The sequence below is a fragment of the Saccharopolyspora endophytica genome (assembly GCF_018070075.1).
Lineage (GTDB): Bacteria > Actinomycetota > Actinomycetes > Mycobacteriales > Pseudonocardiaceae > Saccharopolyspora > Saccharopolyspora endophytica.
In genome coordinates, this window is record NZ_JAGPXE010000027.1 from 1 (window position 1) to 24274 (window position 24274).

The window sequence follows — 24274 nt, forward strand, 5'->3', positions numbered from 1 at the left end:
TGATGTTGCCGTAGTGCCACTGACCAGGCAAAAGGCACGTTCAGCTACCCCCTGGCACTCGCGCCATCGGAATTGGAAATCGTGTTGGGTTAATAGCCCTCACGGGTTCGAATCCCGTATCCTCCGCTCGCGAAGAGCCCCGGACCAGCTGGTCCGGGGCTCTTTCTCATTTCCACGGGTCATCGGCGTGCGCACGGGCGTTCCGGCCGTACCTCCGATCGAGTGCCTGTCACCGAACCACGGGGAACACACCCGTTGCTCTGCTATACCGGTTCCACTCGCGGATCTTCACCCGCACCGTCGAGCCTCACGAAGAGGAACCACACTCCCGTGCTGCAAGACCCGAAACACACCAGTGGCCCATCCACGTCGAACCGTCACGAAGGCCAGGCCGAGTACCTGGTGCAGGCGGGCCATGTTTCCGGCGGCATCACGATCAACGCCGTCCACTCCCCCCGTCGGCGCTGGCCGTGGCGCTTACTCGGGGCGGTGGGGGCCACGGTCCTCATCGGTTATCTGCTGAACTCCGGTCCCGAGGCCCCACCGCCCGCCGGTACCGATGACCAGCTGACCGGGAGCCCGATGGAAGAACCTGTTCAGCTCCGCAGCCTCGAATCCGACTTCTGCGCTGCCGTGCCGGGGGACTACGGCCTCGTCAAGCAGTTGCCGTGCAACGGTGCCGCGAGTTCCGCGCAGCTCTGGAACATGGCGGGCCCGGACAGCTCGACGATGTTCGCCCGAACCAGGAACAGGGACACCGAGATCTGCCTGGAACTTTCGGGGCACGGCTCGCGACCTCATGGCACCGAGGTCCAGGTCGCTCACTGCAACGACTCTCGCGCGGACAACCAGCTGTGGAAGGTGGAGCGCGGGGACAGGCCCGACACCGTCCGGATCCGCAATGCCGTCAGCGACCAGCGCTGCCTGTCCCCGGCGACCACGAAGCCCGGGTCTCCCCTGGTGATCAAGGACTGCGCGGGAGGCCACGGCAGCCAGTGGCAGGTCATCCCCCAGCACACCGCACCGTGAGCCCGGGATCAGCAATCGCACATCGCTCCGCGCCGAGGATCACTCGGCGCTGAGGCGGACGACCTGCGGGTCGTGGTCGCTGATCTGGTCGGGGAACTCGGCTTGGGTTGATAGCCCTCACGGGTTCGAATCCCGTATCCTCCGCTCGCGAAGAGCCCCGGACCAGCTGGTCCGGGGCTCTTTCTCATTTTTCTCCCCCTTCCAGGCCGAACGTCTCTGTGCAGCGCGCCGCAGGTGTCGCACGGTGCGATCGAGGCGAACGCGCAGGAGCGGAGCGGGGGCGGCTGTCGTGGGCATGACGATCGAACAACTGCGGGAACAGGTCCGCGGGCCGGTGATCACACCACCGGACGCCGGCTACGAGGCAGCCCGGCGCGTCCACAACGCGATGATCGACCTGCACCCCGCCGCCGTGGTGCGCTGCGCCAACGCCGGGGACGTGCGGGCCGCGGTCACCTTCGCGCGGCAGAACGGCGTCGACCTGGCGGTGCGCGGCGGCGGTCACAGCGTGCCCGGCTTCGGCACCTGCGAGGGCGGCGTGGTCGCCGACCTGTCCGGGATGCGCGGCGTGCGCGTCGACGGCGAGCGCCGGACCGCGCGCGCGGAGGGCGGCGCGACCTGGGGCGACTTCAACGCGGCCACGCACGCCTACGGGCTGGCGACCACCGGCGGCATCATCTCCACCACCGGGATCGGCGGGCTCACCCTCGGCGGCGGGATCGGGTACCTGGCGCGGGGGCTCGGCCTGTCCTGCGACAACCTCATCTCCGCCGACGTCGTGCTGGCCTCCGGAGACGTCGTGGTGGCCGACGAGCAGCGCAACACCGACCTGCTGTGGGCGCTTCGCGGCGGAGGCGGCAACTTCGGCGCGGTGACGTCGTTCGAGTACCGGCTCAGCCCGGTGAGCGAGATCTACGGCGGGCCGATCTTCTTCGACCTGGAACACGCGGCGGACGTGCTGCGCGGCTTCCGCGACCTGATCGCCGACGCGCCCGAGCAGCTCGGCGCGTTCCCGGCCTTCCAGATCGCCCCGCCGCTGCCGTTCATCCCCGAGCAGCGGCACGGCGTCCCGCACATCGCGGTGGTGACCTGCTGGTCGGGGCCGGTCGAGGAAGGACCGGCGGCCGTGGCCGCGCTGCGCGACCTGGCGCCCGTGGCCGCCGAACACGTCGGCCCGATGCCCTACCCCGCGCTCAACGCCGCCTTCGACGCACTGGTCCCGCCAGGCCTGCAGCACTACTGGAAGGCCAACTTCGCCACCGAGCTCAGCGACGAGATGATCGCCGCGCACCTCCAGCACGGACCTCAGGTTCCGGTGGTGAACTCGACCGTGCACATCTACCCGATCAACGGCGCATGCCACCGCGTCGCACCCGGCGAGACGGCCTTCGCCTACCGGGACGCGAGCTTCGCGACCGTCATCGCGGGCATGTGGCCGGACCCCACCGACAACGAGGCGAACATCAGCTGGGTGCGCGACTACTACGCCGCGACCGCTCCGCACTCCGAAGAAGGCGGCTACGTCAACTTCATGGCCGCCGACGACCAGAACCGGGTCAAGGCGAACTACCGCGAGAACTACGACCGCCTGGCCGAGACCAAGCGCCGCTACGACCCGCACAACCTCTTCCGGCTGAACCAGAACATCGTGCCCTGACCCCCCCGCAGTGGCGAGGTTTCCGGCTGGAACCCCGCCACCCCTCAGGTCATCCCGCGGCGCGGAGCCGGACGACCTGCGGGTCGTGGTCGCTGATCTGGCCGGGGAACTCGGCGTTGACGTGCACGATGTCGTAGTCGGCGGTGAGCGGCACAGGTCCGGACATGCAGAAGGGCCGGCCCCGAGGGGACCGGCCCTTGCGAGCGGTAGCGGTGGGATTCGAACCCACGGTGGCTCTCACCACACGCGCTTTCGAGGCGCGCTCCTTAGGCCGCTCGGACACGCTACCGCCGATAAGGCTACCGGCCGCCCCCTCAGGCCCCGCACAGGGGGTGGGCCCGGCGCGCTCCGGATTCGTCTCCCCTGGCCATCGGGGGTGCGACTCCGGACGCGGGCCTCAGCCCCCGGGAGGGGTGTTGCGGTGGGTGGCGAAGAAGGACTCCAGGAGGGCTGCCGACTCGTCGGCGAGGACGCCGCCGACGACCTCCGGGCGGTGGTTGAGGCGGTTGTCGCGGACGACGTCCCAGAGCGAGCCGACGGCCCCGGTCCGCGGCTCCCACACGCCGAAGACGACCCTGGCCACGCGGGACAGGACCAGCGCTCCAGCGCACATCGTGCACGGTTCGACGGTGACCGCGAGGGTGCAGCCCTCCAGCCGCCAGCCGTCGCCGTGGGCCCGGGCGGCGGCGCGCAGGGCGAGGACCTCGGCGTGCGCGGTGGGGTCTCCGTGGGCTTCGCGCCGGTTGCAGGCCTCGGCCAGCACCCGGCCCTCGGCATCGGCGACGACGGCGCCGATGGGCACGTCGCCCGTGGACGGCGCGTCGGCGGCCACCCGCAGCGCGGCCCGCACCAGCTCGACGTCGCCGGCGCGGGCCTCGGTGGTGTTCACCGGTACATGTTCTCCAACAGCTTCGAGAAGTCCTCACCGAACCCGCAGCGCTGGGCGATCATCTCCAGCTGCTCGTCCGGGTAGAGGTCGACCTCCTCGATGATGACCAGCAGCTCGCCCTCGGGAAGCCCCAGGTCGGACAGGACCGCGAGGTTGCCCTCCGGCCACACCTCCTCGTCGTCCTCATCCGGAGCGTCCACGCGCAGCAGGTCCAGCACGTCCGCGGCGATGTCGTAGTCCAGCGCCGCAGCGGCATCGGACAGCAGCAGGTCCACACCCCCCGGGACCGGCCGGATCAGCACGAAGAACTCGTCGTCCACATTGCACATTCCGAACACCGCGCCGGTGGAACGCAGCTCGCGCAACGCCGTGATCGAGGCGTCCAGGCCGGTCAGCACCGAGTTGTCCATCGCGCTGCACCGCCACCGCCCGTCTTCCCGGACCACGGCGACGGCGAAGCCTGCGACCGGCTCCTGCACCGTCATGGAGACACCGTAAAGCGTACGAAGGCCACCCGAAAGCACTATTGCGATTGTCGTATCCATCAGGGGACGGAAAGCGCTCAACCGGGTGCGTGCGATGCGGCTCCGTCGGGCAGGATGGACGGATGCGTGCCGTGTGCGTGATCGGACTGGGACTCATCGGCGGATCCGTGCTGCGGGCCGCGTCCGGCGCCGGGCGCCCCGCGTGGGGTGCCACCGCGTCGGAGGCGGATGCCGCAGCAGCCCGCGACGACGGTTTCGAGGTGCTCGAAACCGATGCCGCGCTGCGCCGGGCCAAGCAGGAGGACGCGCTGGTGGTGGTCGCGGTGCCGCTGACCGCGCTGCGCGAGGTGCTGCGCACGATCGCCGAGATCCACCCGGGCGCCTGGCTCACCGACGTGGTCAGCGTGAAGGACCCGGTCGACTTCGAGGTCCGCAGGCTCGTGCCGAACGCCCGCTACGCCGGCGGCCACCCGATGGCGGGAACTTCGGCCTCGGGCTTCGCGGCCGGCTCGGCGGAGCTGTTCCAAGGCGCGGCCTGGGCGGTGACCATCGAGGAGGCCACCACGATCGACGCGTGGCGCGAGGCCGCCCAGCTGGCGCTGGACTGCGGCGCCCACGTGGTCCCGACCGGCGCCGCGGCGCACGACGACTCGGTGGCCCGCATCTCCCACCTCCCGCACCTGTTCGCGGCGATCCTCGCCACGGTCGGCGCGGACGGCGGCCCGCTCGCGCTGTCGCTGGCGGCGGGCTCGTTCCGGGACGGGACCCGGGTCGCGGGCAGCAACCCCGAGCTGGTGCGCGCCATGACCGAGGGCAACAAGGCCGCCCTGCTCGACGCCGTGGACGACGCCCTGGGCCGCTTGGGCGCCACCCGCGGTTCCCTCGCCTCCACCGGCGGCCTCAAGTCCACACTGGACTCGGGTCACGAAGCCCGGAAGCGCCTCGACGCCCTGGCCACCGGCGAGGGCACGACGACCTCGACGGTCCGCCTCCGCCCAGAAGCCCTGGCCCGCCTCCGAGACCTCGGCGAACTCGGCGGCCGAGTAACAGCCATCGAAGAAGACCAAGCAACAACCCAAGTACCCGTGGCTTAAAACCGAGAACCGTCAGGCAAGCGCCGGAGGTGCTTTCTCAGTACCCCACCTGAGCAACCGGCACCGCCGCGGGTTCGCCAGCGCCTTCGTGGCGAGTTCGCCGGGACGCCGCGTATTCGAATACTCAAGGAGCGGCGCACGGAGTCCACGAAGGCGCTCAGGTTCCGCCACCCGCACCGCCAGGCAGAGGACCACCGGATTCATACGCACGAAGAAGAGGTCGCCCTGTGCGTGGGGGCGACCTCTTCTATGGTGCGCTCCGACCACTGGTCGGGACGGCTCTCGCCTGGTCCCGCCGCCAGCCTGGGCCGCAGCGCCGATGCTTCGAGTTGTCCTACTGGCCGGGCGGCGGCGGGGGCTCTTCCTGGTCTCCGCCGACGAAGCCCTTGCCCTTCTCCACGGCCTGGTCGACCTGGTCCTCGTGGCCGAACTTGTTCTTGGCCGCGTCACCGGCCTTGTCCATGCCCTGCTCGACCTTGTCGCCGTGCTCCTGACCGAGGTTCTGCAGCTTGTCCTTGAAGTCTCCGAAGCCCATGGTGCTCCTTCCCGTGCTTCGTGGAAAGCATCGTTGAGGTCCACGGGCGAAGCTAAGCCCGATCGTCGGTTCCTGCTCGACGCAACACCCGCTGAGGCAGGGCCATTAACTCGTCCAGGTGACCCTTGCGCGCGCTCGACCACGGGTCTAGCGTGAAGTGACCTGATGACCGGATTAGCAATTCTGGTCAACGAGTCACGGAGGTAGCCGAATGGCGCAGCCCACCGACCGGGCGGACCGCATCCTCGACGCGGCCGCCGAGCTGATGGTCCGGCTGGGCTACCGCAAGGTCACCATCGACGACATCGCCCGCCGCGCCGGGATCGGCAAGGGCACCGTCTACCTGCACTGGCGCACCAAGGAGCAGCTGTTCGAGGCGCTGATCATGCGGGAGTCGATCGGCGTGCTCAACGGCCTGGTGGAGGCGTTCCGGGCCGATCCGACCGAGGTCCTGCCGCACCGGTTCTTCGCCCGCAGCTTCCTGGCCGCCATGCGCGATCCGCTGATGAAGGCGCTCGTCACCGGCGACACCGAGCTGCTGGGCAGCATGAAGCGGTCCGCGCACCAGGGGCAGTCCCAGCGCTTCGGCGACCGCTACCGCGAGCTGATCTTCAAGCACCGGTTGCTGCGCGACGACGTGCCGGACGTCTACATGGCCGTCGTCGCCACCGCGACCGGCTTCCACCTCACCGACAACATCAACCCGGAGTTCGCCGCCCTCGACGACGAGGCCAAGGCGCGGGCGCTGGAACACACCATCCGGAACGCGTTCGAGCCGGCGGGCGACCCCGATCCCGAGTCGCTGGCGACCGTCGCCGACGAGATCGGGAACCTCTTCGACGAGCTCAACGCGCAGTTCCGGGAGTGGATCTACACACCACAGCAACGCGGCTGACCGGCCGCGATTGGGGGCACGACATGACCGCACTGGCCGACACCTGGGGGATCAACGCCGCGCAGTTCTGGCTCCGCGGCCAACGGCCGGACCGCGAGGTCGGCTACGACGACGCGACCGGGATGTGGGAGGTCCACGGATATCCGGAGATCCTGCGGGCGCTCAGCGACCCGGCGACCTTCTCCTCCAACACCCAGCGACTGGTCCCGGAGGCGAGCGGGTTCTCCGAGGGCAACCTGACGCAGCTGGACCCGCCGGACCACCAGAAGCTCCGGAAGCTGGTCAGCCACGCCTTCACCCCGAAGGTCGTGGCCGACCTGGAGCCGAGGATCGCCGTCGAGCTGATGGGTCAGATGCAGGATCGCGCCGAGCTGGTGGCCGACCTGGCCTACCCGCTGCCGGTGATCGTCATCGCCGAGCTGCTCGGGGTCCCCGCCGGCGACCGCGACAAGTTCAAGCGGTGGGTCGACGGGATGTTCAACTCCACCAACAAGATCTCGATCAAGGACCGCTCGCCCGAGGACGAGGCGTACTTCGCCTCGGCCATGGAGCAGGTCGGCGAGCTCGCCAACTACCTGACCGAGCACGTCCGCGAACGCCGCGCCAAGCCCCGCGAAGACCTGCTGAGCAAGCTGGTCGAGGCCGAGGTGGACGGCGTCCGGCTCACCGACGCCGAGATCACCAACTTCGGCATGGTGCTGCTGGTGGCCGGGCACATCACCACCACGATGCTGCTCGGGAACACGCTGCTGTGCCTGGATGCGCACCCGGACCAGTTCGCGGTGGTGCGGGCCGATCGGTCGAGGGTTCCGGCGGCGATCGAGGAATCGCTGCGGTTCCTCAGCCCGTTCGCGGCGGTGTCGCGGGTGACCACCGAGGAGACCGAGCTCGGCGGGGTGCGCATCCCGGCCGATCAGATGCTGCTGCTGTGGATCGCCGCGGCCAACCGCGATCCCCGGCAGTTCGCCGACCCGAACGCCTTCGACGTGACGCGCGACCCGAACCCGCAGCTGGGCTTCGGTCGCGGCATCCACTTCTGCTTGGGCGCTCCGCTGGCCCGGCTGGAGGGCAAGGTCGCCCTGAACCTGCTGCTGGACCGCTTCCCGCAGCTGCGCACCGACCCCGACGACGCGCCGGAGTTCCTGCCGAGCCCGAACATGACCGGCGTCCGCAGGCTGCCGCTGCTGCTGTGAACGCACCGCAATGCTGAACCCCACCGTCCGGGGAGCGCTCTACGGCTGGTGCCAGATCCGAATCGGACTCACTGGTGGGGATCGCACCCAAACCACACTTTCGGATCCAATTCCTGCACGCAATGTGACAAGGCTGGAATGTCACCCCTTTGTCGGATGAAATCAGTTGCCACAAGCAACCTCACGCAGCGTCGACACTTTCCGGTGAAGCCTCCTGTGGTGAATATGCGCAACGGGGTCACGACAGGTAGACATTGAATTGCCCGATTTCGGGTCAGCCTGATCCAGAAATCGAACTGGGTAAGCCGAATTGGAAGGAAGTCAATTATGCGCTCGCTGGTTCGCCCCATTGTGGTCGGCGCGTTCATCCTGCCCCTCGCCTTCGCCGGAGCCGGTCTGGCCTCCGCAGGTGAAATGGAGGCTCGCGGGGGAGGCCACCACGACAAGTGCCACCACTTCGCCTGCAACTGGTGGGACATCGACACCACCGTGAACGACAACGACACGTCGATCATCAACGCGGGCATCATTGGCTGACCCCGTTCGGAGACCGAGGCCCCGCCGGCCACACCCGGCGGGGCCTCGCTTCTACGCGTCCGATGCCGGTGCACCGCGGAATGTCGCGCGGTAAGCGCTCGGCGAAACACCCAGTTCGCTTTGCAGGTGCTGCCTCAGCGACGCTGAAGTTCCGAATCCTGAATCGCCTGCAATTTTTTCGACCGGATGGTCGGTTTCCTCCAGCAGTTGTCTTGCGCGTTCGATGCGCTGCCTGGTAATCCACTGCACCGGAGAAATGCCGACTTCTTCGCGGAATCGCCGGGTGAAGGTGCGCACGCTCAGCGAGTCCTGCGCGGCGAGTTCGCGCAGCGTGAGCGGCCGGTCGAGGTGTTCGAGCGCCCACGCGCGCGCCCGCGAGGTCGTCGAGATCCGCGGTTGCGGAACGGGCCGGCGGATGTACTGCGCCTGGCCGCCCTCCCGATGCGGCGGAACGACGGTGGTGCGCGCGACCTCGTTGGCCACCGCAGAGCCGTGGTCGCGGCGGATCAGGTGCAAGCACAGGTCGATGCCCGACGCCTCCCCCGCCGAGGTCAGCACGTTGCCCTCGTCGGTGTAGAGCACGTCCGGCACCAGCTCGACCTGCGGGAACAGCCGGCGGAAGTGATCGCAGGACTTCCAGTGCGTGGTCGCCCGCCTGCCGTCGAGCAACCTGGCCGCAGCCAGCACGAACGAGCCCGTGCAGATCGACGCGATCCGGGCTCCGTCGGGGATCCGCGCGAGCGCGGCGGCCAGCGCGGACGGCAACCGCCCCTCCGCCTCGGTCTCGTCCGGCTCGTGGCTGGCGGGAAGGACGACCGTGTCCGCGCAGGCCAGCGCGTCAGGGCCGCGCTCGACGTGGATCGGGAAGTCCGCGTCGGTGCGGATCACGCCGGGCACGATCGCGCAGGTCACGACCTCGTACAGCGGTTCGCCGGTCGCCGAGCGGGCGCTGCCGAACAGCTGGTGGACCAGGCCGAGCTCCATCGGCATCACGCCGTCGCGGACCAGCACCGCCACCCGAGTGGACATGGCCTGATCCTTTCACATGTTGGCCATCAGGCCACTCGTCGTGAGCACCACCGGATCGCAGGGTGGGGACATGTCTGTTCATCGAGCATGGTGGGTCGCCGCGGTGACCGCCCTGGTGATCATCGGAGCCGGCGCCTGCGCCACGACCGCCGGACTGCTGGTGACACCGCTGCACCACGAATTCGGCTGGCCGCACGGCACGATCAGCGCGGCCGCCTCGGTCAACCTGGTGCTGTACGGGCTGACCGCGCCGTTCGGCGCCGCCGCGATGGACCGCTTCGGCATGCGCCGGGTGGTCACCGCCGCCCTGCTGCTGATCGCCTCGGGCGCGGGCCTGACGACCGCGATGACCGCGCCGTGGCAGTTCGTGCTGGGCTGGGGCGTGCTCGTCGGCACCGGCTGCGGCGCGCTGGCCACGACGTTCGCCGCGCTGGTGGCGGACCGCTGGTTCGCCGCCAGGCGGGGCCTGGTGGCGGGCGTGCTCACCGCCGCCACGGTGTTCGGCCAGTTCGCGCTGCTGCCGGTGTTCTCGCTGCTGGTCGACTTCGACTGGCACGCGGCCACCGGCGCGCTGGTCGCGGTCGCGCTGCTGGTCACCCCGCTCGCCTGGGCCGTGCTGCGGGACCGCCCCGCCGACGTCGGCCTGCTCCCCTACGGCGCGACGCACCCGGAACCGCCGTCCGCGCCCGCGTCGGTGACCCGCGCGGTGCGCGCCCTCCCGCTGCGCAGCGGCGCGTTCTGGCTGCTGGCAAGCACTTTCGCGGTCTGCGGTGCGTCGACCAACGGGATCATGTGGACCCACTTCACCCCGGCCGCCCACGACCACGGGATGCCGACCGGCGTCGCGTCCTCGCTGCTGGCGGTCATCGGCGTGGTCAACGTGCTCGGCACGGTCGGCTCCGGCTGGCTCACCGACCGCGTGAACCCGCGCCTGCTGCTGACCGCCTACTACGCGCTCCGCGGCGTCTCGCTGATGCTGCTGCCCGGCCTGTTCGGTCCTTCCGTGCAGCCGGGGATGCTCGCGTTCGTGGTGGTGTTCGGCCTGCTCGACGTGGCCACGGTCCCGCCGACCATCGCCCTGTGCCGGGAGCTCTACGGCGCCGACGGCCCGATCGCCTTCGGCTGGATCAGCGTCGCCCACCAGCTCGGCGCCGGAGCCCTGGCGCTCCTCGGCGGCCTCGCCCGAGACCTCACCGGCACCTACGTCCTCCTCTGGCCGGCCACCGGCGCCTTGTGCCTCGCGGCAGCACTCCTCGCCACCCGAATCCCCCCAATCCCCCACCCCGCGAAAACCCCCGCCCGAACGACGTGCGCACGCTGAAGCTCGACCGGGTTTCCGAAGCCGGATCACAGTGCAGGCATCGGCTCCTCAGGAGCTTGCCGAGGATTGCCAGCGGTGCTGCCACCGCTCTCCTTCAGTGGATCGGCCCTCGGAAGCTCGTGAGGAGCCGATCTTCGCCGTCGTGGTCAGGTGATTTTGTTCATGCCTCCGTCGATGATGTGGTCGGCGCCGGTGATGTTCGCCGCGCGGGGTGAGGCCAGGAAGGCGACGAGGTCGGCGATCTCCTCCGGTTCGCTGATCCGGCCGCTGGAGATCGACATCATCTCGGGCAGCAGCCGGTCCATCACGTCGTCCCGCGTGGTGCTCACCTCCCGCTGGCGGATTTCGGGCATGGCGGTCGGCTCCTCCGCGACCCCGGTTCGGCGAGTGGCATGACGAATCGTCGCGGTCGCCCGTATCGTCCAGTTATGCGCAACTCGAAAATCCGGATCGTCACCGCCGTCGCCGGCGCCGTCCTCGCGCTCGGCGCGACCGCCGGCTGCGACTTCGCCCAGCCCCCGCAGCAGGAGGACCAGCAGGAGCAGCAGGACGGCGACCAGCAGCAGCAAGAGGACGGCGGCGAGGAGCAGGAGGACGGCGACAACTGATCGCGCCGACGCGGAGACCTCCTGAACTCGGAGGTCTCCGCCTTCGGTGCCTACGCGACCGCCCCTGAACCCGGCTCAGCCCACCGGGATCGGAACCGCTCCCCCGGTCACGGTCACGCGGGGGTCGTCGGGGCTGACGTCGACGGTGATGCGGCTCGGGCGCCCCATGTCCTCGCCCTGGATCACCGTGAAGCGGCGGGGTTCGGTCGCGTGGCCGAGGGTGCGCAGGTAACCGCCGAGGGCGGCGGCCGCGGCACCGGTGGCCGCATCCTCCACCACACCGCCGACCGGGAACGGGTTGCGGGAGTGGAAGACCTCGTCGTCCTGCCGCCACACCAGCTGCAGCGTGGTCCAGTTCCGCTCCAGCATCAGGGTTGTGAGCGCGTCGAAGTCGTAGTCCAAGTCCGCCAGGCGTTCTCGGGTGCGCACGGCCAGGACCAGGTGCTCGTTTCCGCCGAAGGCGACGTGCGGCGGGAGGGCGCCGTCGAGGTCGTCGTCGTTCCACCGCAGCGCTTTCAGAGCGTCGCGGACCTCGACGTCGGCGGCGGCGCGGCTGGTCGTGGCGACGCTGCGCAGGCTCGCTCGGACGGCACCGGAGGAGTCGGTGCCGGTGCTGATCGCGATCTCGCCCGCCGGGGTGTCGAAGTGGAGGTCGCCGGTCGTGGTGCGCTCGGCGAGCGCGACCGCGGTGGCGACGGTGGCGTGCCCGCAGAAGGCGACCTCGGCGAGCGGGCTGAAGAAGCGCAAGTCGAAGCGCCGGGGCCCGGTGGGGAAGGCGAACGCGGTCTCCGAGTAGCCGACTTCGGCGGCGATCTGCTGCATCCGGGTCTCGTCCAGACCCCTCGCGTCCAGCACGACGCCGGCCGGATTGCCGCCGGTGGGGGTCGAGGTGAACGCGGCGTAGCGGTGAATGTCAGCCATGCGTCCACTGTCCACCAGCTCCCCCATTCGTTCAAACGATGGATTTCGATGGCCCTGATCGAGCCAGTCGATACCCTTGGGGCGTGGACACCGATCTGCTGCGCACGTTCCTCGCGGTGGCGCGTCACGAGAGCTTCACGGCCGCCGCAGCGGAGCTGAACCTGGTCCAGTCGACGGTGACCAGCAGGATCAAAGCGCTGGAGAAGGCCCTCGGCGCCCGCCTGCTCGACCGCCTTCCCGACGGCGCCCGGCTCACCGACGCCGGTCACCGCGCCGTGGACCACGCCCGCACCGTCCTCGACGCCGAGCGCAGGCTCATCGAGAACACCGCTTCCACGGAGCCTGCCGGCGAGGTCGTCGTCGGCGCGCCCGAGTCGGTCTGCGCCTACCGCCTCCCGAAGGCCGTGGCGGCGCTGCGACGGGAGCACCCCGGGCTCGCGGTCCACCTCATCCCCGCCGGAACCCGCGAGACGTTCCAGGGGGTGTTGGAAGGACGCTTCGGGCTCGGGCTGATCCTCGACCGCGCGGCGGCTCCGCGACCGCTCAGCCTGCTGCCCATCGGGGCCGAGCCGATCGAGCTGGTCGCCGCCCCGGACCATCCGAGCACCCGCGAGGAGATGACCTGGCCGGCACTGGCCGAGCACTCCTACTTCCTGCTCGAAGAGGGGTGCGGCTACAGCGACGAGTTCGTGCGCGAACTCGAACGGCACAGCCCGATCCGACCGTGGATCACGCGGTTCGGCAGCATTGAAGCCGCTCGCTCGTGCGCCGAAGCCGGCCTCGGCCTCTCGGTCCTGCCGGAGGTGGCGTGCGCCGACGCCCTCCGGAGCCACCGCCTGCGAGCCCTCCCCCACGCGCGTCCCGACGCACCGCTGGCCTTCGTGCTCGACGAGCGGAGGTGGCGGTCCCCGGCGGTCGACGCGATCACCCGGACCATCGCCGAGTCCTTCCGCACCGACCGGTAATACGATCGCGCCGATCCGCTGGCGGTGGGAGCATCCGGGCATGCCGGTCGCGAGGGTTGAACTGCTGCTCCGCCAGCTCGACATCACGTGGGCGCTGTTCGAGCACCACGCCGAGGGGCTCAGCGACGCGCAGTGCCTGTGGGCGCCCGCCGATCACCACTGGACGGTCCGGCCCGACGAGAACGGCAACTGGATCGCCGATTTCGCCGAGACGGAACCGGATCCGGTTCCCGCGGTCACGATCGGCTGGATCACCTGGCACATCGGGTACTGGTGGTCGACCGTGCTGGAATGCCTCGACGGGGACGCTCAGGCGATGCGCGCCGTGAAGCACTGGCCCGGCAACGCGCGCGACGCGGTGGGGTGGCTGCGCGACCTCCACGACCGGTGGCGGGAACGCCTGGTCGGCATGACCGACCCCGACCTCGACTCCACGGACCCGACCGCCCAACTCCCCTGGGGCGCAGGCATGACCCTCGGCGACGTGGCCGGCTGGGTCAACGTCGAGCTCACCAAGAACGTCGCCGAGATCGGCGCCCTGCGCATCCTCCAACGCGCACGGGAAGCCTCCTGACCTCCGACCGATGATTTCCGGGCCGCGGATCGGTCACTCCAGGAACCTGTTCGGTTCAACCTGGAGCGAAGATGTGGATCATCGCCGGCCACCTGACCGTCGACGAGGACGCGCGGGACGCGTTCGTCGAAGCGCACCGCGACCTCGTCGAACGCGCCCGCAAGGCCCCCGGATGCCTCGACGTCGCGATCACCGCCGACCCGGTGACCCCGGGCCGGGTGAACAACTACGAGCGCTGGGAGTCCTGGGACGCCATCGAAGCCTGGCGCCGACGAGCTGACGCCCCCGACACCGGCGTCGAGATGCGAGAGGTGAACGTCACGGCGTACGAAATCGCCACCACCCGACCACCGTTCTGACCACACACCCCCGGACAGCAAGAAACCCCCAGGTAACTGGGGGTTTCTGCTGTCTCGACCAGACGTGCGCCCGTAGGGATTCGAACCCCAAACCTTCTGATCCGTAGTCAGATGCTCTATCCGTTGAGCTACGGGCGCTTGTTCAATTGTCGGGTCCCACCCTAGGGTGGGGCCCTTGCGGAGGCTCCGGGATTTGAACCCGGGAGGGGGCGTAACCCCCAACCGCATTAGCAGTGCGGCGCCATAGACCAGACTAGGCGAAGCCTCCCGGCGTCCTTCGCGGCCACCGGAGAAAACTTTACACACTCCCTCAGCGCCCTCGAACAGGGGGGGTCCCTTAATCCTCCGTTCACTCCCTCGCAGTGTTGCTGAGCTGCACAAACGGATCCAGCGATGCCGGGTTCCGGAGGGCGTCGCGGCTCACGGCCCGCTCCGGCGGGGTGCCGGCGAGGATCTTCTTCACCGGAACCTCCAGCTTCTTGCCGTTCAAGGTGCGCGGGACCTCGTCGACGACGATGAAGCGGTTCGGCACGTGGCGCGGTGAGAGCTCGGTGCGCAGCGCGGCCTTCAGCTCGCCGATGACGTCCTGGAGCTCCACTCCCTCGGCCAGGACCAGGAAGCACAGGAGTTCGCCGTCGGTTTCGCCGGCACCGGAGGTGTCGATCACCAGGGAGTCGGCGATCTGCTCGAAGCCCTCCACCACGCGGTAGAACTCGGCGGTGCCCATCCGGATGCCGCCGCGGTTGAGAGTCGAATCACTCCGGCCGTAGATCACCAGCGAGCCCCGGTCGGTCATCCGGACCCAGTCGCCGTGCCGCCACACGCCCGGGAACGTGTCGAAGTAGGACTCGCGCAGCCGGCTCCCGTCCGGGTCGTTCCAGAAGAACACCGGCATCGTCGGCATCGGCTTGGTCAGCACCAGCTCGCCGACCTCCTCGTGCAGCTCCTCGCCGTACTCGTCGTAGGAGGCAGCCGCCGCGCCCAGCAGCGGGCAGGAGATCTCGCCCAGCCACACCGGGACGTCCGGGCTCGCGCCGACGAACGCCGTGCACAGGTCCGTGCCGCCGGACACGCTGGCGATCTGCACGTCCGCGCCCACCGCGTCGACGACCCAGCGGAAACCGTCGGTGGTCAGCGGAGCGCCCGTCGAGCCGACTGCGCGCAGCGCCGAGAGGTCGAAGTCGTCCTTGGGGCGCAGCTCGCGCTTCAGGCAGCTCTGGATGTACGGGGCCGACGTGCCGAAGAAGTTCACCCGGTACCGGGCCGCCAGCTCCCACAGCGCCGACAGCGACGGGTAGCCGGGACTGCCGTCGAAGAGCACCAGCGTGGTCCCGGTCAGCAGGCCGCCGATCAGGAAGTTCCACATCATCCAGCCGGTGGTGGTGAACCAGAAGAACCGGTCCCCCGGGCCCAGGTCGCAGTGCAGGCCGATGGCCTTGAGGTGCTCCAGCACCATGCCGCCGTGCCCGTGCACGATGCCCTTCGGCAGTCCCGTCGTGCCCGACGAGTACAAGATCCACAGCGGGTGGTCGAACGGCACCGGCGTGAACTCCAGCGCCGCGCCCCGGTGGTCGGCCAGCAGCTCCGACCAGTCCAGCGCGCCCGGCAGCCGGTGCTCCTCGCCGAGGTAGTCGATCAGCACGGTCGCGGCCAGGCCGGGCATCTCCGAGCGCAGCTGGTCGACGGTCTCGCGGACGTCGAAGCGGCGACCGCCGTAGCAGTAGCCGTCGACGGCGATGAGGACCTTCGGCTCGATCTGCACGAAGCGGTCGGCCACGGCGCGGGCGCCGAAGTCCGGCGAGCACGACGACCACGTCGCCCCCAGGCTCGCGCTGGCCAGGAAGGCCACCAGCGTCTCCGGGCTGTTCGGGGCCAGCGCGGCGACCCGGTCGCCCGCACCGACGCCCAGCTCGGCGAGCGCGGAGCGGGCCGCGGCGACCCGGTTGCGCAGCTCGCCGTAGCTGATCTCCTCGCTGCGCCCGTCCTCGCGCACGAAGACCACCGCGAGGTCCGCGTCGCCCTTGCCCTCGCCGTCGCGCAGCGCGTGCTCGGCGTAGTTCAGCGTCGCACCCGGGAACCAGCGGGCGCCCGGCATGACCTCCTCGGCCAGCACCTCGTCGGCGCGCTCGTGGAAGGTGACGTCGAAGAACTCCGCGATCGCCGACCAGAAGCCGGGCAGGTCGGCCACCGACCACTCCCACAGGGCGCGGTAGTCCGACACGTCGAGTCCGCGTTCATCGCGCAGCCAAGCGCGGAAGGCGGCCATCCGGCTGGCGGCCACCCGTTCCGGACTCGGTTCCCACAACAGCTCCGGTGCGGTCGTCATGGGCTACTTCCTAACCCACCGCAGGCCCTCCCTGCCAGGGCGAACATCACCCCGGCGCGCACCGCCTCAGCGAAGGTGCAGGTCGAACCAGTTGCGCGCGCGGCGCAGCGCCTCAGCGGCGGCGTCCGCGTCGAGGTCGAAGCGGTGACCTGCGCCCGGGTAGCGGACGACGTCGGTGACGACCTCGGCGGCGTCGGTGATCTCGCGGAGCTTGTCGACCTCACCGGCCTCGACGTCGTCGCCGTAGAGACCCAGCCACGGGCACGCCAGCTCGCCGGCGACGTCCACCAGCGGCGGCAGTTCCGCCGACAGCGGTTCGAGGATGCCGCTGCCGCCGACGCTCACCGCGGCGCCGAGCGTGCGGTTGGACGCGACCACCAGAGCCGCCGAACCACCGATGTCGAAGCCCACGATCCCCTGCCGGTCGGCGGGAACTCCCTGGTCGGACAGCCAGAGGAAGGCGGCGTCGGAGTCGGCGAGGATCGACTCGCCCGAGAGCTTGCGCACCTGCTCGTGCTCGCACTGGTCCTCGGCGAGCTCGTCGGTGCCGTCGCGGTGGTACAGGTGCGGGGCCACCGTGAGCCAGCCCTCCTGGGCCAGGAGGCTGCAGAGCTTGCGCACCCGCTCCGTGATTCCGCGCGCCTCGTGCAGGAAGACGAGGCCCCCGCGCACCACGTTGTCGGGCTCGGCGACGGTCAGCCGCAGGCCCGTTCCGTCGGTGAGCGCGATCGTCTCGGTACGGGTTTGGATCATGTCCGGCAGGTAACCACAGGTAGGTAAACATCGAGCAACACGGTCATCCATACGGACCAACACCCGATCGAAGAGCACCTCATCGTGATCGGCGCCCGGCTGTCCGCTTCACCGAGGCGGGAAGCGGACAGTGGTGGTGTGGGAGCCGGGGCCGTCGTACTAACGTCCTGGTTGACGGACCGAGGTAGGAGATGTCGATGAGCGTGCGCACCCGTGCCGACCTGGAGCAGTTGCCGCCCTACGTGGCGGGCCGGACCGTTCCCGGTTCGATCAAGCTGGCCAGCAACGAGGTCTCCGAGGGGCCGCTGCCCAGCGCGGTGACCGCGATCAACCAGGCCGCGACCGAGGTCCACCGCTACCCCGACATGGGGGTGAGCGCGCTGACCGAGGCGCTGGCCGCGCACTACGACGTCGCGCCCGAGCAGATCGCGGTCGGCTGCGGCTCCGTCGCGCTGTGCGAGCAGCTGGTCCAGGCGACCTGCACCGCCGAGGACGAGGTCATCTTCCCGTGGCGGTCGTTCGAGGCGTACCCGATCATCACGCAGGTCGTCGGGGCCCGGCAGGTGAAGGTGCCGCTGACCGGTGAGCACGCCCTGGACCTCGAAGCGATGCTGGCGGCGATCACCCCGGCGACGCGGCTGATGTTCGTGTGCACGCCGAACAACCCGACCGGCACCCTGCTGCGCGAGGCCGAGCTGAACGCCTTCCTCGACCGCGTGCCCGGCGACGTCCTGGTGGTGCTCGACGAGGCGTACTTCGAGTTCGTCGACGCCCCGGAAGCGCCGGATGGCGTGGAGATCACCCGGGTTCGCGACAACGTCGTGTCGATGCGGACCTTCTCGAAGGCCTACGGCCTGGCCGGGCTGCGCGCCGGTTACGCGATCGCTCCGGTGAAGGTCGCCGAGGCGCTGCGCAAGGTCACGATCCCCTTCAGCGTCAACGCTCTCGCCCAGACCGCCGCGATCGCGTCCCTGCAAGCCCAGGACGAGCTCCGAAGGCGCTGCGCCGACGTGATCGCCGAGCGCGGCCGGGTGCACCGCGAGCTGGTCGCGATGGGCTACGAGGTCCCGGAGACGCAGGCGAACTTCGTGTGGCTCCCGCTCGGCGAGCGCACCACCGCGTTCAACGAGCACTGCCTGGAGAACCGGGTCGTGGTGCGGGCGTTCGTCGGCGAAGGCGCCCGGGTGACCATCGGCCAGACCCACGAGAACGACGCGTTCCTGGCCGCCGCCAAGTCCTTCGGCGGCTGAGGCTCATCAACGGCACTCCCGCGAGGGAGAACAACGGTGGTGGTCGGCGAAGAGAGGGGGAGTACTTCGCCGACCACCACCGCTGCGGATGCGGTCGCTTGAGCCGAAACGACCGCACTTGTGACGCGTAGCGATCTACGCAGCACCGGAATGTAGTGGCGGGCCGGGCCAGCCGCTACAAAAGCGACAGGGGTCCACCCGTTCAGGTGGCCGCCCCATCCATCCGGGTGGACTTCAGCCGGTCACCGCGTGGTGGCCCTGCACCGCGACGGGCGCCGGGGCCTCGGGCAGCGACTCCTCGCCGGGCGAGACCTGGTGCGGCGGCTGCACGGCGGGCGGCTCGGTGGGCTCTTCGGTCGGCGGCTCCGTGGGCTCCTCCGCCGGGGGCTCGCTCGGGCCCTCCACGATCGGAGCGTTCGCCGCGCACACCACGTTCTGCGGGGACGCGACCGGCACGACCGCGCCGAGGATGGCGATGTTGTTGCCGCACAGCTGGATCGGCAGCACGCTCAGGTTGTTGTCGTTGCCGACGTTGACGCCGTCGTTGTCGGTGCTGTCGGCGAACGCCTGAGCGCCGCCGATGACCATGCTCGCGGTGCCCATGGCCAGCGCGCCCGCCAAGTAAGCAGTCTTGCGCATAGATCGCTTCCTCTTCCTTTTCCTGGTGGGGAATTCCACCCGCGGCGAAGTCACCGCAGGTGGACGAGCGTGCCCAGTGGCAGCTTTGCCAGCAGGCGCAGCGCGTCGTCGGGGACGCGGACGCAGCCGTCACTGCTGGCCTGGCCGAAGACCGAGGGGTCCGGCCAGCCGTGCAGCGCGACCGTGCCCGGCCCGCCTCCGTACGTGCTGAAGGTGTTGGAGTGGATGCCCAGCGGCAGGATGATCGGGCTGAACTTGGTGACCGTTTCCTCGATCGCGGCCATGATGTACGTCCGGCCGCGCGGCGTCGGCGACTCCGCCGCCCCGACGCCGACCACCCACTCGCCGATGACGGCGCCGTCCCGGCGCACGGTCAGCCGCCGCGCGTCGATCTCGACGTCGACCACGTAGGGCGTGCGGGCGCGTTCGACCTGGTCGTCCTCCAGCACCCAGCCGGTGGCGCCGTTGGGCCGGGAGGGCAGCAGGACCTGGGCCCACCGGCCCTGCTCGGCGATCACCGGCACCCACGTGGGGTTGTTCAGCTGCTTGGCGGGCAGCTTCGCGATCACCGGACCGCCGGGCGACTGGTGCACAGCCACGTCGGCCTGCACCCGCAGCACGACCCCCTCGGTCAGCCCACCTGGGGCGGGATCGGTTGGGGCGGTGGGGAACTCGGTGAACGTGGTGGCGTCGGCCTGCATGCCCAGGTCGGCCCTGGCCATGGCGTAGGGAGGCCGTTCCACCGGCGCGGTGCCCTCCGCCGCGCACCCGGTCATCGCGAGGCATGCCAAGCCCAGCGAGGCAGCCGTCAGCGACCGCGCCACCCGTGCGGTGCGTCCGGCTGTGCGACGTAGGCTCATCATCGGCTCCTGGCCCGTTGGCGCTGCGGTCCTCCGGGCCGAAACGCCTTGGGGCGCCCGGAGGTGGTCAGCTGATCGGAGAGATCACATGCCGACGGGAAGTTATCCGGGCGTTCCAGCACCACCGCACCGGCCCGCGCAGCGGCCGCGAGCAGAATTCAGCCTCTGATCAGCAAAAACAGGTATTCCGACGAGCCACCGGTGCCTCGTTACCGAGCAGTGATCACCTGATGGTGTGGATCTTTTACCTCGTTCGAGCGACGACTTTTAGTCGAGAGCGCGGCGCAGGAAGAACTTGATCCCCAACGCGCCGAACAAGGTCGTCGCGAACAGCAGCGCCAGCACGCACACCCACGGGGCCATGTGCGGTATCTCCGGCAGCAGGGCGCCGCGCATGCCCTCGCTGACGTAGGTCAACGGGTTGATCGCGCACAGCACCTGGAACCAGCGCAGGTGTTCCAGCTGCGCCCACGGGAACTGGGTCGCACCGGTGAACATCAGCGGCGCCAGGATCACCGCGAACATGATGTTGATGCGCCTCGGCGGCACCGCCGCACCCACCGTCAGCCCGACGGCGGCGCCCGCCGCCGACCCCAGCACCATGCACAGCAGCGCGAACGGCAGACCGCGCAGGTCCCAGTCGATCCGGCCGAGCATCCACACGCCCATCGGCACCATCAGCACCGCCGCGAACAGCCCCCGCAGCGCGCCGAAGAGCATCTTCTCCACCGCCACCCAGCTGATCGGCAGCGGCGCCAGCAGCCGGTCCTCGATCTCCCGCGAGTACGAGAAGTCCAGGACCAGCGGGAACGAGGTGTTCTGCAGCGCCACCAGGAAAGCGTTGAGCACGATCATGCCGGGCAGCAGCACCTGCGCGTAGCCGGGCTGGGTGTAGCCGAGCTCGCCGAGGACCTTGCCGAAGATGAACAGCAGCGCCACCGGCTGCACCAGCACCTGCGCGAGGAAGCTCGGCAGCTCTCGGCCGGTGACGAAGACGTCCCGCCCGAGCACGGCGAGGAAAGCGCGGACCGAGCTCATCGCAACTCCCGCCCGGTCAGGTCGATGAAGACGTCCTCCAGCGTCGCCGAGCCCAGCGACAGGTCGCTGACCGGAATGCGCTGCTCGTGCAGGGTCTGCGCGATCGGGCCGAGCAGTGCGGCAGGCTCGGACCCGACGTAGAGCCGGAGCCGCAGCTCAGCGGCATCGTCGGCGCTGATCCGCTCGACCCGGTGCACGCCGCGGACCTCGGCGAGCAGGTCGGTGATCTTGTCCGGGTGCCGACCGTCGGGCGACACCGTGGCGTCGAGGGTTCCGCTGCCGGGCAGCGAGCGGATCAGGGCTTCCGGCGTGTCGAGGGTCAGCAGCGTGCCGTGGTCGACGACGCCGACGCGGTCGGAGAGCTTCTCGGCCTCGTCCATGTCGTGCGTGGTCAGCACCACCGTGACGCCCTGGTCACGCAGGTCGTTGATGCGGTCGTGGACGAACAACCGGGCCTGCGGGTCCAGCCCGGTGGAGGGTTCGTCGAGGAACAGCACCTCGGGTTCGTGGATCAGCGCCCGGGCGATCATCAACCGCTGCGCCTGACCGCCGGAGAGGTCGTCGACGCGGGCCTTGGCCTTGTCCGCCAGGCCCATCCGGTCCAGCAGCTCGTCGGCCAGCCGATGCCGTTCGGCGCGCGGAACCCCGTGGTAGGTGGCGTGCCAGATCAGGTTCTGCCGCGAGTTCAGCGAGCGGTCCAGGTTCACCCGCTGCGGCACGACGGCGACCTTGCTGCGCGCGGCCACCGGGTTCGCGGCGACGTCCACGCCGGCGACCACCGCTCGCCCGCTGGTCGGCTGGACCCTGGTGGTGAGGATGCCGACGGTGGTGGTCTTGCCCGCACCGTTGGGGCCGAGCAGTCCGAAGACCTCGCCCGCGCGCACCTGGAAGGACAGCCCGTCGACCGCGTTGGCGCGGCTCTTGGGATAGCGCTTGACCAGCTCGCTGACCTCGACCGCGACCGACACATCGACCCCCTGGTTCGGACTCGATGCTAGCCCCGAGAACCGGAGGTCGGGCACTCCACTTTCAACCGGAGGTTTCCGACCTGGACACGCGTCCCCGCAGAGCTCGGTAACCTGACCGGGTGAGTGAGGCGACCGAGCAGCTGACCCCCTGGCTGGGCGACACGGAGATGACGGCGTGGCGCGCCTACATCGTGGGCAGCGCCCTGCTGGAGCATCGGCTCAACCGAGAACTGCAGGTCGCGCACGGCCTGTCCATCGCCGACTACGAGATCCTCGTCTCGCTGTCGGAGGCGCCGGACATGCAGATGCGGATGAGCGAGCTGGCGAACGGCATCGCGCATTCCAAGAGCCGCATGTCCCACCAGATCCGCAGGATGGAGAGCGAGGGCCTGGTCCGCCGCCAGGAGTGCCCGCAAGACGGCCGAGGCGTGCTCGCGGTCCTCACCGAGCAGGGCCTGGCCAAGCTGCGCGAAGCCGCCCCGTCCCACGTCCAGGGCGTCCGCGACCACATGATCGACCTGCTCGACGCCGACGAGCAGAAAACCCTCGCGGCGATCTTCAGCCGCCTCACCGAGCACCTCCGCAGCCTCGAATGACCCCGGACCGGCTGTAGGCCGACCACCCGCAGTTGGCTACGCTGCGGCGTGGAAGCGTGGCAGAGAGGCCGAATGCACTCGCCTTGAAAGCGAGCGTCGGGAGACCGACCGCGGGTTCGAATCCCGCCGCTTCCGCTCATCTGACCAGCACAAACAGGACCCGGCGGGATATTTCCCGCCGGGTCCTGTTTTCGTCTCGTTCGCCACTCGCTTCGCAGGCGACGTCAGTGCAGATCACGTCTGTGGAAGTGAGCTCAGGCGAGCTTCACTGGCACGAGCGTAGGCTTAGAGCCTACGGAGGTGCCGATCGATGCAAGTTCCAGCCCGTGTTGCTCCCGAGCTCCTCAGACGTCCGCTTCGCGTGCTCCGACCCCGCGACCTCGCCGGTCTCTACGCCCACCCTCGTCCGGAGATCGCTCGCCTCACCCGCGCCGGAGCGCTGCACCGTCTCACAAACGGCTACTACGCCGCGGTACCGGACGACCAACTGCACCGAAGCTGGATGCCCCCGCTCGAAACCGCCGCGCTTGGCATCGCCGCAGCCGATGAGGGCGTCGACACGGTCGCACTCATGGGCTTGTCGGCTGCCCGAGTCCACGGCGCGATCCCGCGCGGAATCGCGGTAGCGGTCGTCGCGGCTACTCGCCACCGAAGGACTCTGCACCTCCTTGACCGCACGGCAACCATCCATTTCGTCCGCCGAGACACCACGGTGCTGGATCTCCAACGACACACCGACGAGCTAGGTCAAGGCTGGGTGACCACCCCGGAACAAACTATCCTCGACCTCGCCGCCCGACCCGAACTCGGCGGTCTCCCCGTGGAAGCCCGCAACGCAGTTCAGGCGCTGCTCCCCCGCGCCGATCAGGAGCTGCTTCACGAACTCGCCGCCGCACAACGCCGGCGCAAGCCCCTCCACCGAGCCCTCAAAGGCAATTGACCATGCTGGATCCCGACGAAGAGCACGCGGTCGCCGCACAATTCGGCGTTGCTCGAGATCAGGTCCGCCGCGACCATCTGATCTCTCATATCTTGGCGGTACTCAGCCACCACTTCGCCGACGAGGTGCTGTTCTTCGGCGGCACCGCGCTGTCCCGAACCTTCATTCCGGAAGGCCGCCTGTCCGAGGACATCGATCTCATCGCCCTCACCCATCGTGGCGCGACCGCAGAAAAGATCGAAGGCTCACTCATCCGGGGCGTACGCCGCGAATACCCGGGACTCACCTGGCACCCACCACTGACGGCGGTTCGTGACGTCGAACCTGCGGTCCTCGTAGATCCGAACGGCGCCACCGTCCGGTTGCAACTGCTCAACCGACCGGCTACCCGGCCTGGCCCACCCAAAGGCGACAGCTGGTCCAGCGCTACTCAGATGCGCCACCCGCGACTTTGCGTGTTCCCACCCTCGAATCGTTCGCAGCGTGGAAGACAGCCGCGTGGGTCGACCGCCGTGCCGCACGCGACCTCTACGATCTCTGGCTGCTTTCCGAGATCGGCGCGCTCAACGCCACCGCTGCGGAACTCTTCCGAAAGAACGGTCCGACCAACAAACCGCCAACAACCAAGCAATTCAGCACACATCCCGACGAAGTTGTCTGGGAAAGCGAGCTAGCCGGGCAAACCAGGCGGGAGTGTCCTGATCTTTGTGTGTGGGGCGGTGATCCGACAGGCTGGAAGCGTCCGCTTTCGGCTGGAAGGGGATCATCGTGACCGACGGCGACACGACAGCATCGCAGGATGACGACGAGGAC

27 protein-coding genes, 4 tRNA genes and 1 pseudogene are annotated in these 24274 nt (G+C 69.5%); 17 read left to right on the forward strand and 15 right to left on the reverse strand.

Annotation, left to right across the window (positions count from 1 at the left end; genetic code table 11):
- Positions 1-489: 489 nt before the first annotated feature.
- Together KBO27_RS32990 and KBO27_RS32995 are read left to right on the forward strand one after the other, a co-directional pair.
- On the forward strand, positions 490-1029 hold the full coding sequence (locus KBO27_RS32990; RefSeq protein WP_210973771.1) for an RICIN domain-containing protein: 540 nt from the start codon (positions 490-492) through the stop codon (positions 1027-1029).
- A 295-nt stretch (positions 1030-1324) separates the two neighbouring features.
- Entirely contained in the window at positions 1325-2686 is a 1362-nt protein-coding gene (locus tag KBO27_RS32995) for an FAD-binding oxidoreductase (protein WP_246538818.1), read from the forward strand.
- Positions 2687-2890: 204 nt separating this feature from the next.
- Here KBO27_RS32995 and KBO27_RS33000 read toward each other — a convergent pair.
- From KBO27_RS33000 to KBO27_RS33010, 3 genes are all read right to left on the reverse strand, one after another.
- Positions 2891-2975, reverse strand: a tRNA-Ser gene (locus KBO27_RS33000).
- A 108-nt stretch (positions 2976-3083) separates the two neighbouring features.
- Positions 3084-3575 (reverse strand): nucleoside deaminase, encoded by a 492-nt coding sequence (locus KBO27_RS33005; RefSeq protein ID WP_210973773.1) that lies wholly within the window; start codon positions 3573-3575, stop codon positions 3084-3086.
- The gene (locus KBO27_RS33010; protein WP_210973774.1) at positions 3572-4060 is read right to left on the reverse strand and encodes a tRNA adenosine deaminase-associated protein; all 489 of its coding nucleotides are present in this window, start codon (positions 4058-4060) and stop codon (positions 3572-3574) included. Before KBO27_RS33010 ends, KBO27_RS33005 begins: the two co-directional genes overlap by 4 nt.
- A 122-nt stretch (positions 4061-4182) precedes the next feature.
- On the opposite strand from KBO27_RS33010, the gene KBO27_RS33015 reads away from it, so the two are divergent.
- Complete coding sequence (locus KBO27_RS33015; RefSeq protein WP_210973775.1) at positions 4183-5154, forward strand: prephenate dehydrogenase; 972 nt, start codon at positions 4183-4185, stop codon at positions 5152-5154.
- Positions 5155-5488: 334 nt separating this feature from the next.
- Here the strand turns inward: KBO27_RS33015 and KBO27_RS33020 are convergent, their stop codons facing one another.
- Positions 5489-5689: an antitoxin gene (locus KBO27_RS33020; RefSeq protein WP_210973776.1), complete on the reverse strand. Its 201-nt coding sequence runs from the start codon at positions 5687-5689 to the stop codon at positions 5489-5491.
- Between the two features lie 211 nt (positions 5690-5900).
- On the opposite strand from KBO27_RS33020, the gene KBO27_RS33025 reads away from it, so the two are divergent.
- The 3 genes from KBO27_RS33025 (at position 5901) to KBO27_RS33035 (ending at position 8314) form a co-directional block, all read left to right on the forward strand.
- A complete protein-coding gene (locus tag KBO27_RS33025; RefSeq protein WP_210973777.1) occupies positions 5901-6584 on the forward strand; it encodes a TetR/AcrR family transcriptional regulator in 684 nt (227 codons plus the stop codon).
- A gap of 23 nt (positions 6585-6607) precedes the next feature.
- Entirely contained in the window at positions 6608-7777 is a 1170-nt protein-coding gene (locus KBO27_RS33030; protein ID WP_210973778.1) for a cytochrome P450, read from the forward strand.
- Positions 7778-8104: 327 nt separating this feature from the next.
- The gene (locus tag KBO27_RS33035; protein ID WP_210973779.1) at positions 8105-8314 is read left to right on the forward strand and encodes a hypothetical protein; all 210 of its coding nucleotides are present in this window, start codon (positions 8105-8107) and stop codon (positions 8312-8314) included.
- A 51-nt stretch (positions 8315-8365) separates the two neighbouring features.
- Here KBO27_RS33035 and KBO27_RS33040 read toward each other — a convergent pair whose 3' ends face one another.
- Positions 8366-9343, reverse strand: coding sequence for a GlxA family transcriptional regulator (locus tag KBO27_RS33040; protein ID WP_210973780.1), 978 nt, complete (start codon positions 9341-9343; stop codon positions 8366-8368).
- A 70-nt stretch (positions 9344-9413) separates the two neighbouring features.
- Between KBO27_RS33040 and KBO27_RS33045 the strand changes: the two genes are divergently transcribed.
- Complete coding sequence (locus KBO27_RS33045; RefSeq protein ID WP_210973781.1) at positions 9414-10664, forward strand: MFS transporter; 1251 nt, start codon at positions 9414-9416, stop codon at positions 10662-10664.
- 146 nt (positions 10665-10810) lie between these two features.
- On the opposite strand, the gene KBO27_RS33050 is transcribed toward KBO27_RS33045, so the two are convergent.
- Positions 10811-11017: an SDR family oxidoreductase gene (locus KBO27_RS33050; RefSeq protein WP_210973782.1), complete on the reverse strand. Its 207-nt coding sequence runs from the start codon at positions 11015-11017 to the stop codon at positions 10811-10813.
- Between the two features lie 75 nt (positions 11018-11092).
- Here KBO27_RS33050 and KBO27_RS33055 point away from each other — a divergent pair, with 75 nt between their 5' ends.
- Entirely contained in the window at positions 11093-11272 is a 180-nt protein-coding gene (locus tag KBO27_RS33055; RefSeq protein WP_210973783.1) for a hypothetical protein, read from the forward strand.
- 75 nt (positions 11273-11347) lie between these two features.
- On the opposite strand, the gene KBO27_RS33060 is transcribed toward KBO27_RS33055, so the two are convergent.
- A complete protein-coding gene (locus KBO27_RS33060) occupies positions 11348-12193 on the reverse strand; it encodes a PhzF family phenazine biosynthesis isomerase (RefSeq protein WP_210973784.1) in 846 nt (281 codons plus the stop codon).
- Between the two features lie 83 nt (positions 12194-12276).
- Between KBO27_RS33060 and KBO27_RS33065 the strand changes: the two genes are divergently transcribed.
- From KBO27_RS33065 to KBO27_RS33075, 3 genes are all read left to right on the forward strand, one after another.
- A complete protein-coding gene (locus tag KBO27_RS33065) occupies positions 12277-13158 on the forward strand; it encodes a LysR family transcriptional regulator (protein ID WP_210973785.1) in 882 nt (293 codons plus the stop codon).
- Between the two features lie 40 nt (positions 13159-13198).
- Positions 13199-13732: a DinB family protein gene (locus KBO27_RS33070; RefSeq protein WP_210973786.1), complete on the forward strand. Its 534-nt coding sequence runs from the start codon at positions 13199-13201 to the stop codon at positions 13730-13732.
- Between the two features lie 71 nt (positions 13733-13803).
- Positions 13804-14091 carry a putative quinol monooxygenase gene (locus KBO27_RS33075; protein WP_210973787.1) on the forward strand — a complete coding sequence of 96 codons (288 nt, stop codon included), beginning with the start codon at positions 13804-13806 and terminating at the stop codon, positions 14089-14091.
- Between the two features lie 65 nt (positions 14092-14156).
- Here KBO27_RS33075 and KBO27_RS33080 read toward each other — a convergent pair.
- The 4 genes from KBO27_RS33080 to KBO27_RS33095 all read right to left on the reverse strand — a co-directional run bounded on the left by KBO27_RS33080 (position 14157) and on the right by KBO27_RS33095 (position 17170).
- Positions 14157-14229: transfer RNA gene (locus tag KBO27_RS33080), tRNA-Arg, on the reverse strand.
- A gap of 40 nt (positions 14230-14269) precedes the next feature.
- A tRNA-Ser gene (locus KBO27_RS33085) sits at positions 14270-14359 on the reverse strand.
- An 81-nt stretch (positions 14360-14440) separates the two neighbouring features.
- Positions 14441-16417 (reverse strand): acetoacetate--CoA ligase, encoded by a 1977-nt coding sequence (locus KBO27_RS33090; RefSeq protein ID WP_210973788.1) that lies wholly within the window; start codon positions 16415-16417, stop codon positions 14441-14443.
- A 66-nt stretch (positions 16418-16483) separates the two neighbouring features.
- On the reverse strand, positions 16484-17170 hold the full coding sequence (locus KBO27_RS33095) for a dienelactone hydrolase family protein (protein WP_210973789.1): 687 nt from the start codon (positions 17168-17170) through the stop codon (positions 16484-16486).
- A 197-nt stretch (positions 17171-17367) separates the two neighbouring features.
- On the opposite strand from KBO27_RS33095, the gene hisC reads away from it, so the two are divergent.
- On the forward strand, positions 17368-18420 hold the full coding sequence (hisC, locus tag KBO27_RS33100) for a histidinol-phosphate transaminase (protein WP_210973790.1): 1053 nt from the start codon (positions 17368-17370) through the stop codon (positions 18418-18420).
- Positions 18421-18654: 234 nt separating this feature from the next.
- Here the strand turns inward: hisC and KBO27_RS33105 are convergent, their stop codons facing one another.
- From KBO27_RS33105 to KBO27_RS33120, 4 genes are all read right to left on the reverse strand, one after another.
- A complete protein-coding gene (locus tag KBO27_RS33105) occupies positions 18655-19059 on the reverse strand; it encodes a hypothetical protein (protein ID WP_210973791.1) in 405 nt (134 codons plus the stop codon).
- 50 nt (positions 19060-19109) lie between these two features.
- Positions 19110-19919 (reverse strand): L,D-transpeptidase family protein, encoded by an 810-nt coding sequence (locus KBO27_RS33110; RefSeq protein WP_246538819.1) that lies wholly within the window; start codon positions 19917-19919, stop codon positions 19110-19112.
- Positions 19920-20186: 267 nt separating this feature from the next.
- Entirely contained in the window at positions 20187-20957 is a 771-nt protein-coding gene (locus KBO27_RS33115) for an ABC transporter permease (RefSeq protein WP_210973792.1), read from the reverse strand.
- Positions 20954-21925 (reverse strand): ABC transporter ATP-binding protein, encoded by a 972-nt coding sequence (locus tag KBO27_RS33120; protein WP_210973793.1) that lies wholly within the window; start codon positions 21923-21925, stop codon positions 20954-20956. The genes KBO27_RS33115 and KBO27_RS33120 overlap by 4 nt, the downstream gene beginning before the upstream one ends.
- 167 nt (positions 21926-22092) lie before the next feature.
- On the opposite strand from KBO27_RS33120, the gene KBO27_RS33125 reads away from it, so the two are divergent.
- The 5 genes and pseudogenes from KBO27_RS33125 (at position 22093) to KBO27_RS34890 (ending at position 24233) form a co-directional block, all read left to right on the forward strand.
- Positions 22093-22521, forward strand: coding sequence for a MarR family winged helix-turn-helix transcriptional regulator (locus KBO27_RS33125; protein WP_210973797.1), 429 nt, complete (start codon positions 22093-22095; stop codon positions 22519-22521).
- A 50-nt stretch (positions 22522-22571) separates the two neighbouring features.
- Positions 22572-22656 (forward strand) — tRNA-Ser (locus tag KBO27_RS33130).
- A gap of 175 nt (positions 22657-22831) precedes the next feature.
- Positions 22832-23461: a type IV toxin-antitoxin system AbiEi family antitoxin domain-containing protein gene (locus KBO27_RS33135; protein WP_210973794.1), complete on the forward strand. Its 630-nt coding sequence runs from the start codon at positions 22832-22834 to the stop codon at positions 23459-23461.
- A 2-nt stretch (positions 23462-23463) separates the two neighbouring features.
- A pseudogene (locus KBO27_RS34885) lies at positions 23464-23724 on the forward strand (nucleotidyl transferase AbiEii/AbiGii toxin family protein); the annotation flags it as partial.
- 188 nt (positions 23725-23912) lie between these two features.
- Positions 23913-24233 (forward strand): nucleotidyl transferase AbiEii/AbiGii toxin family protein, encoded by a 321-nt coding sequence (locus tag KBO27_RS34890; protein ID WP_372448898.1) that lies wholly within the window; start codon positions 23913-23915, stop codon positions 24231-24233.
- The last annotated feature ends 41 nt before the right edge of the window (positions 24234-24274 follow it).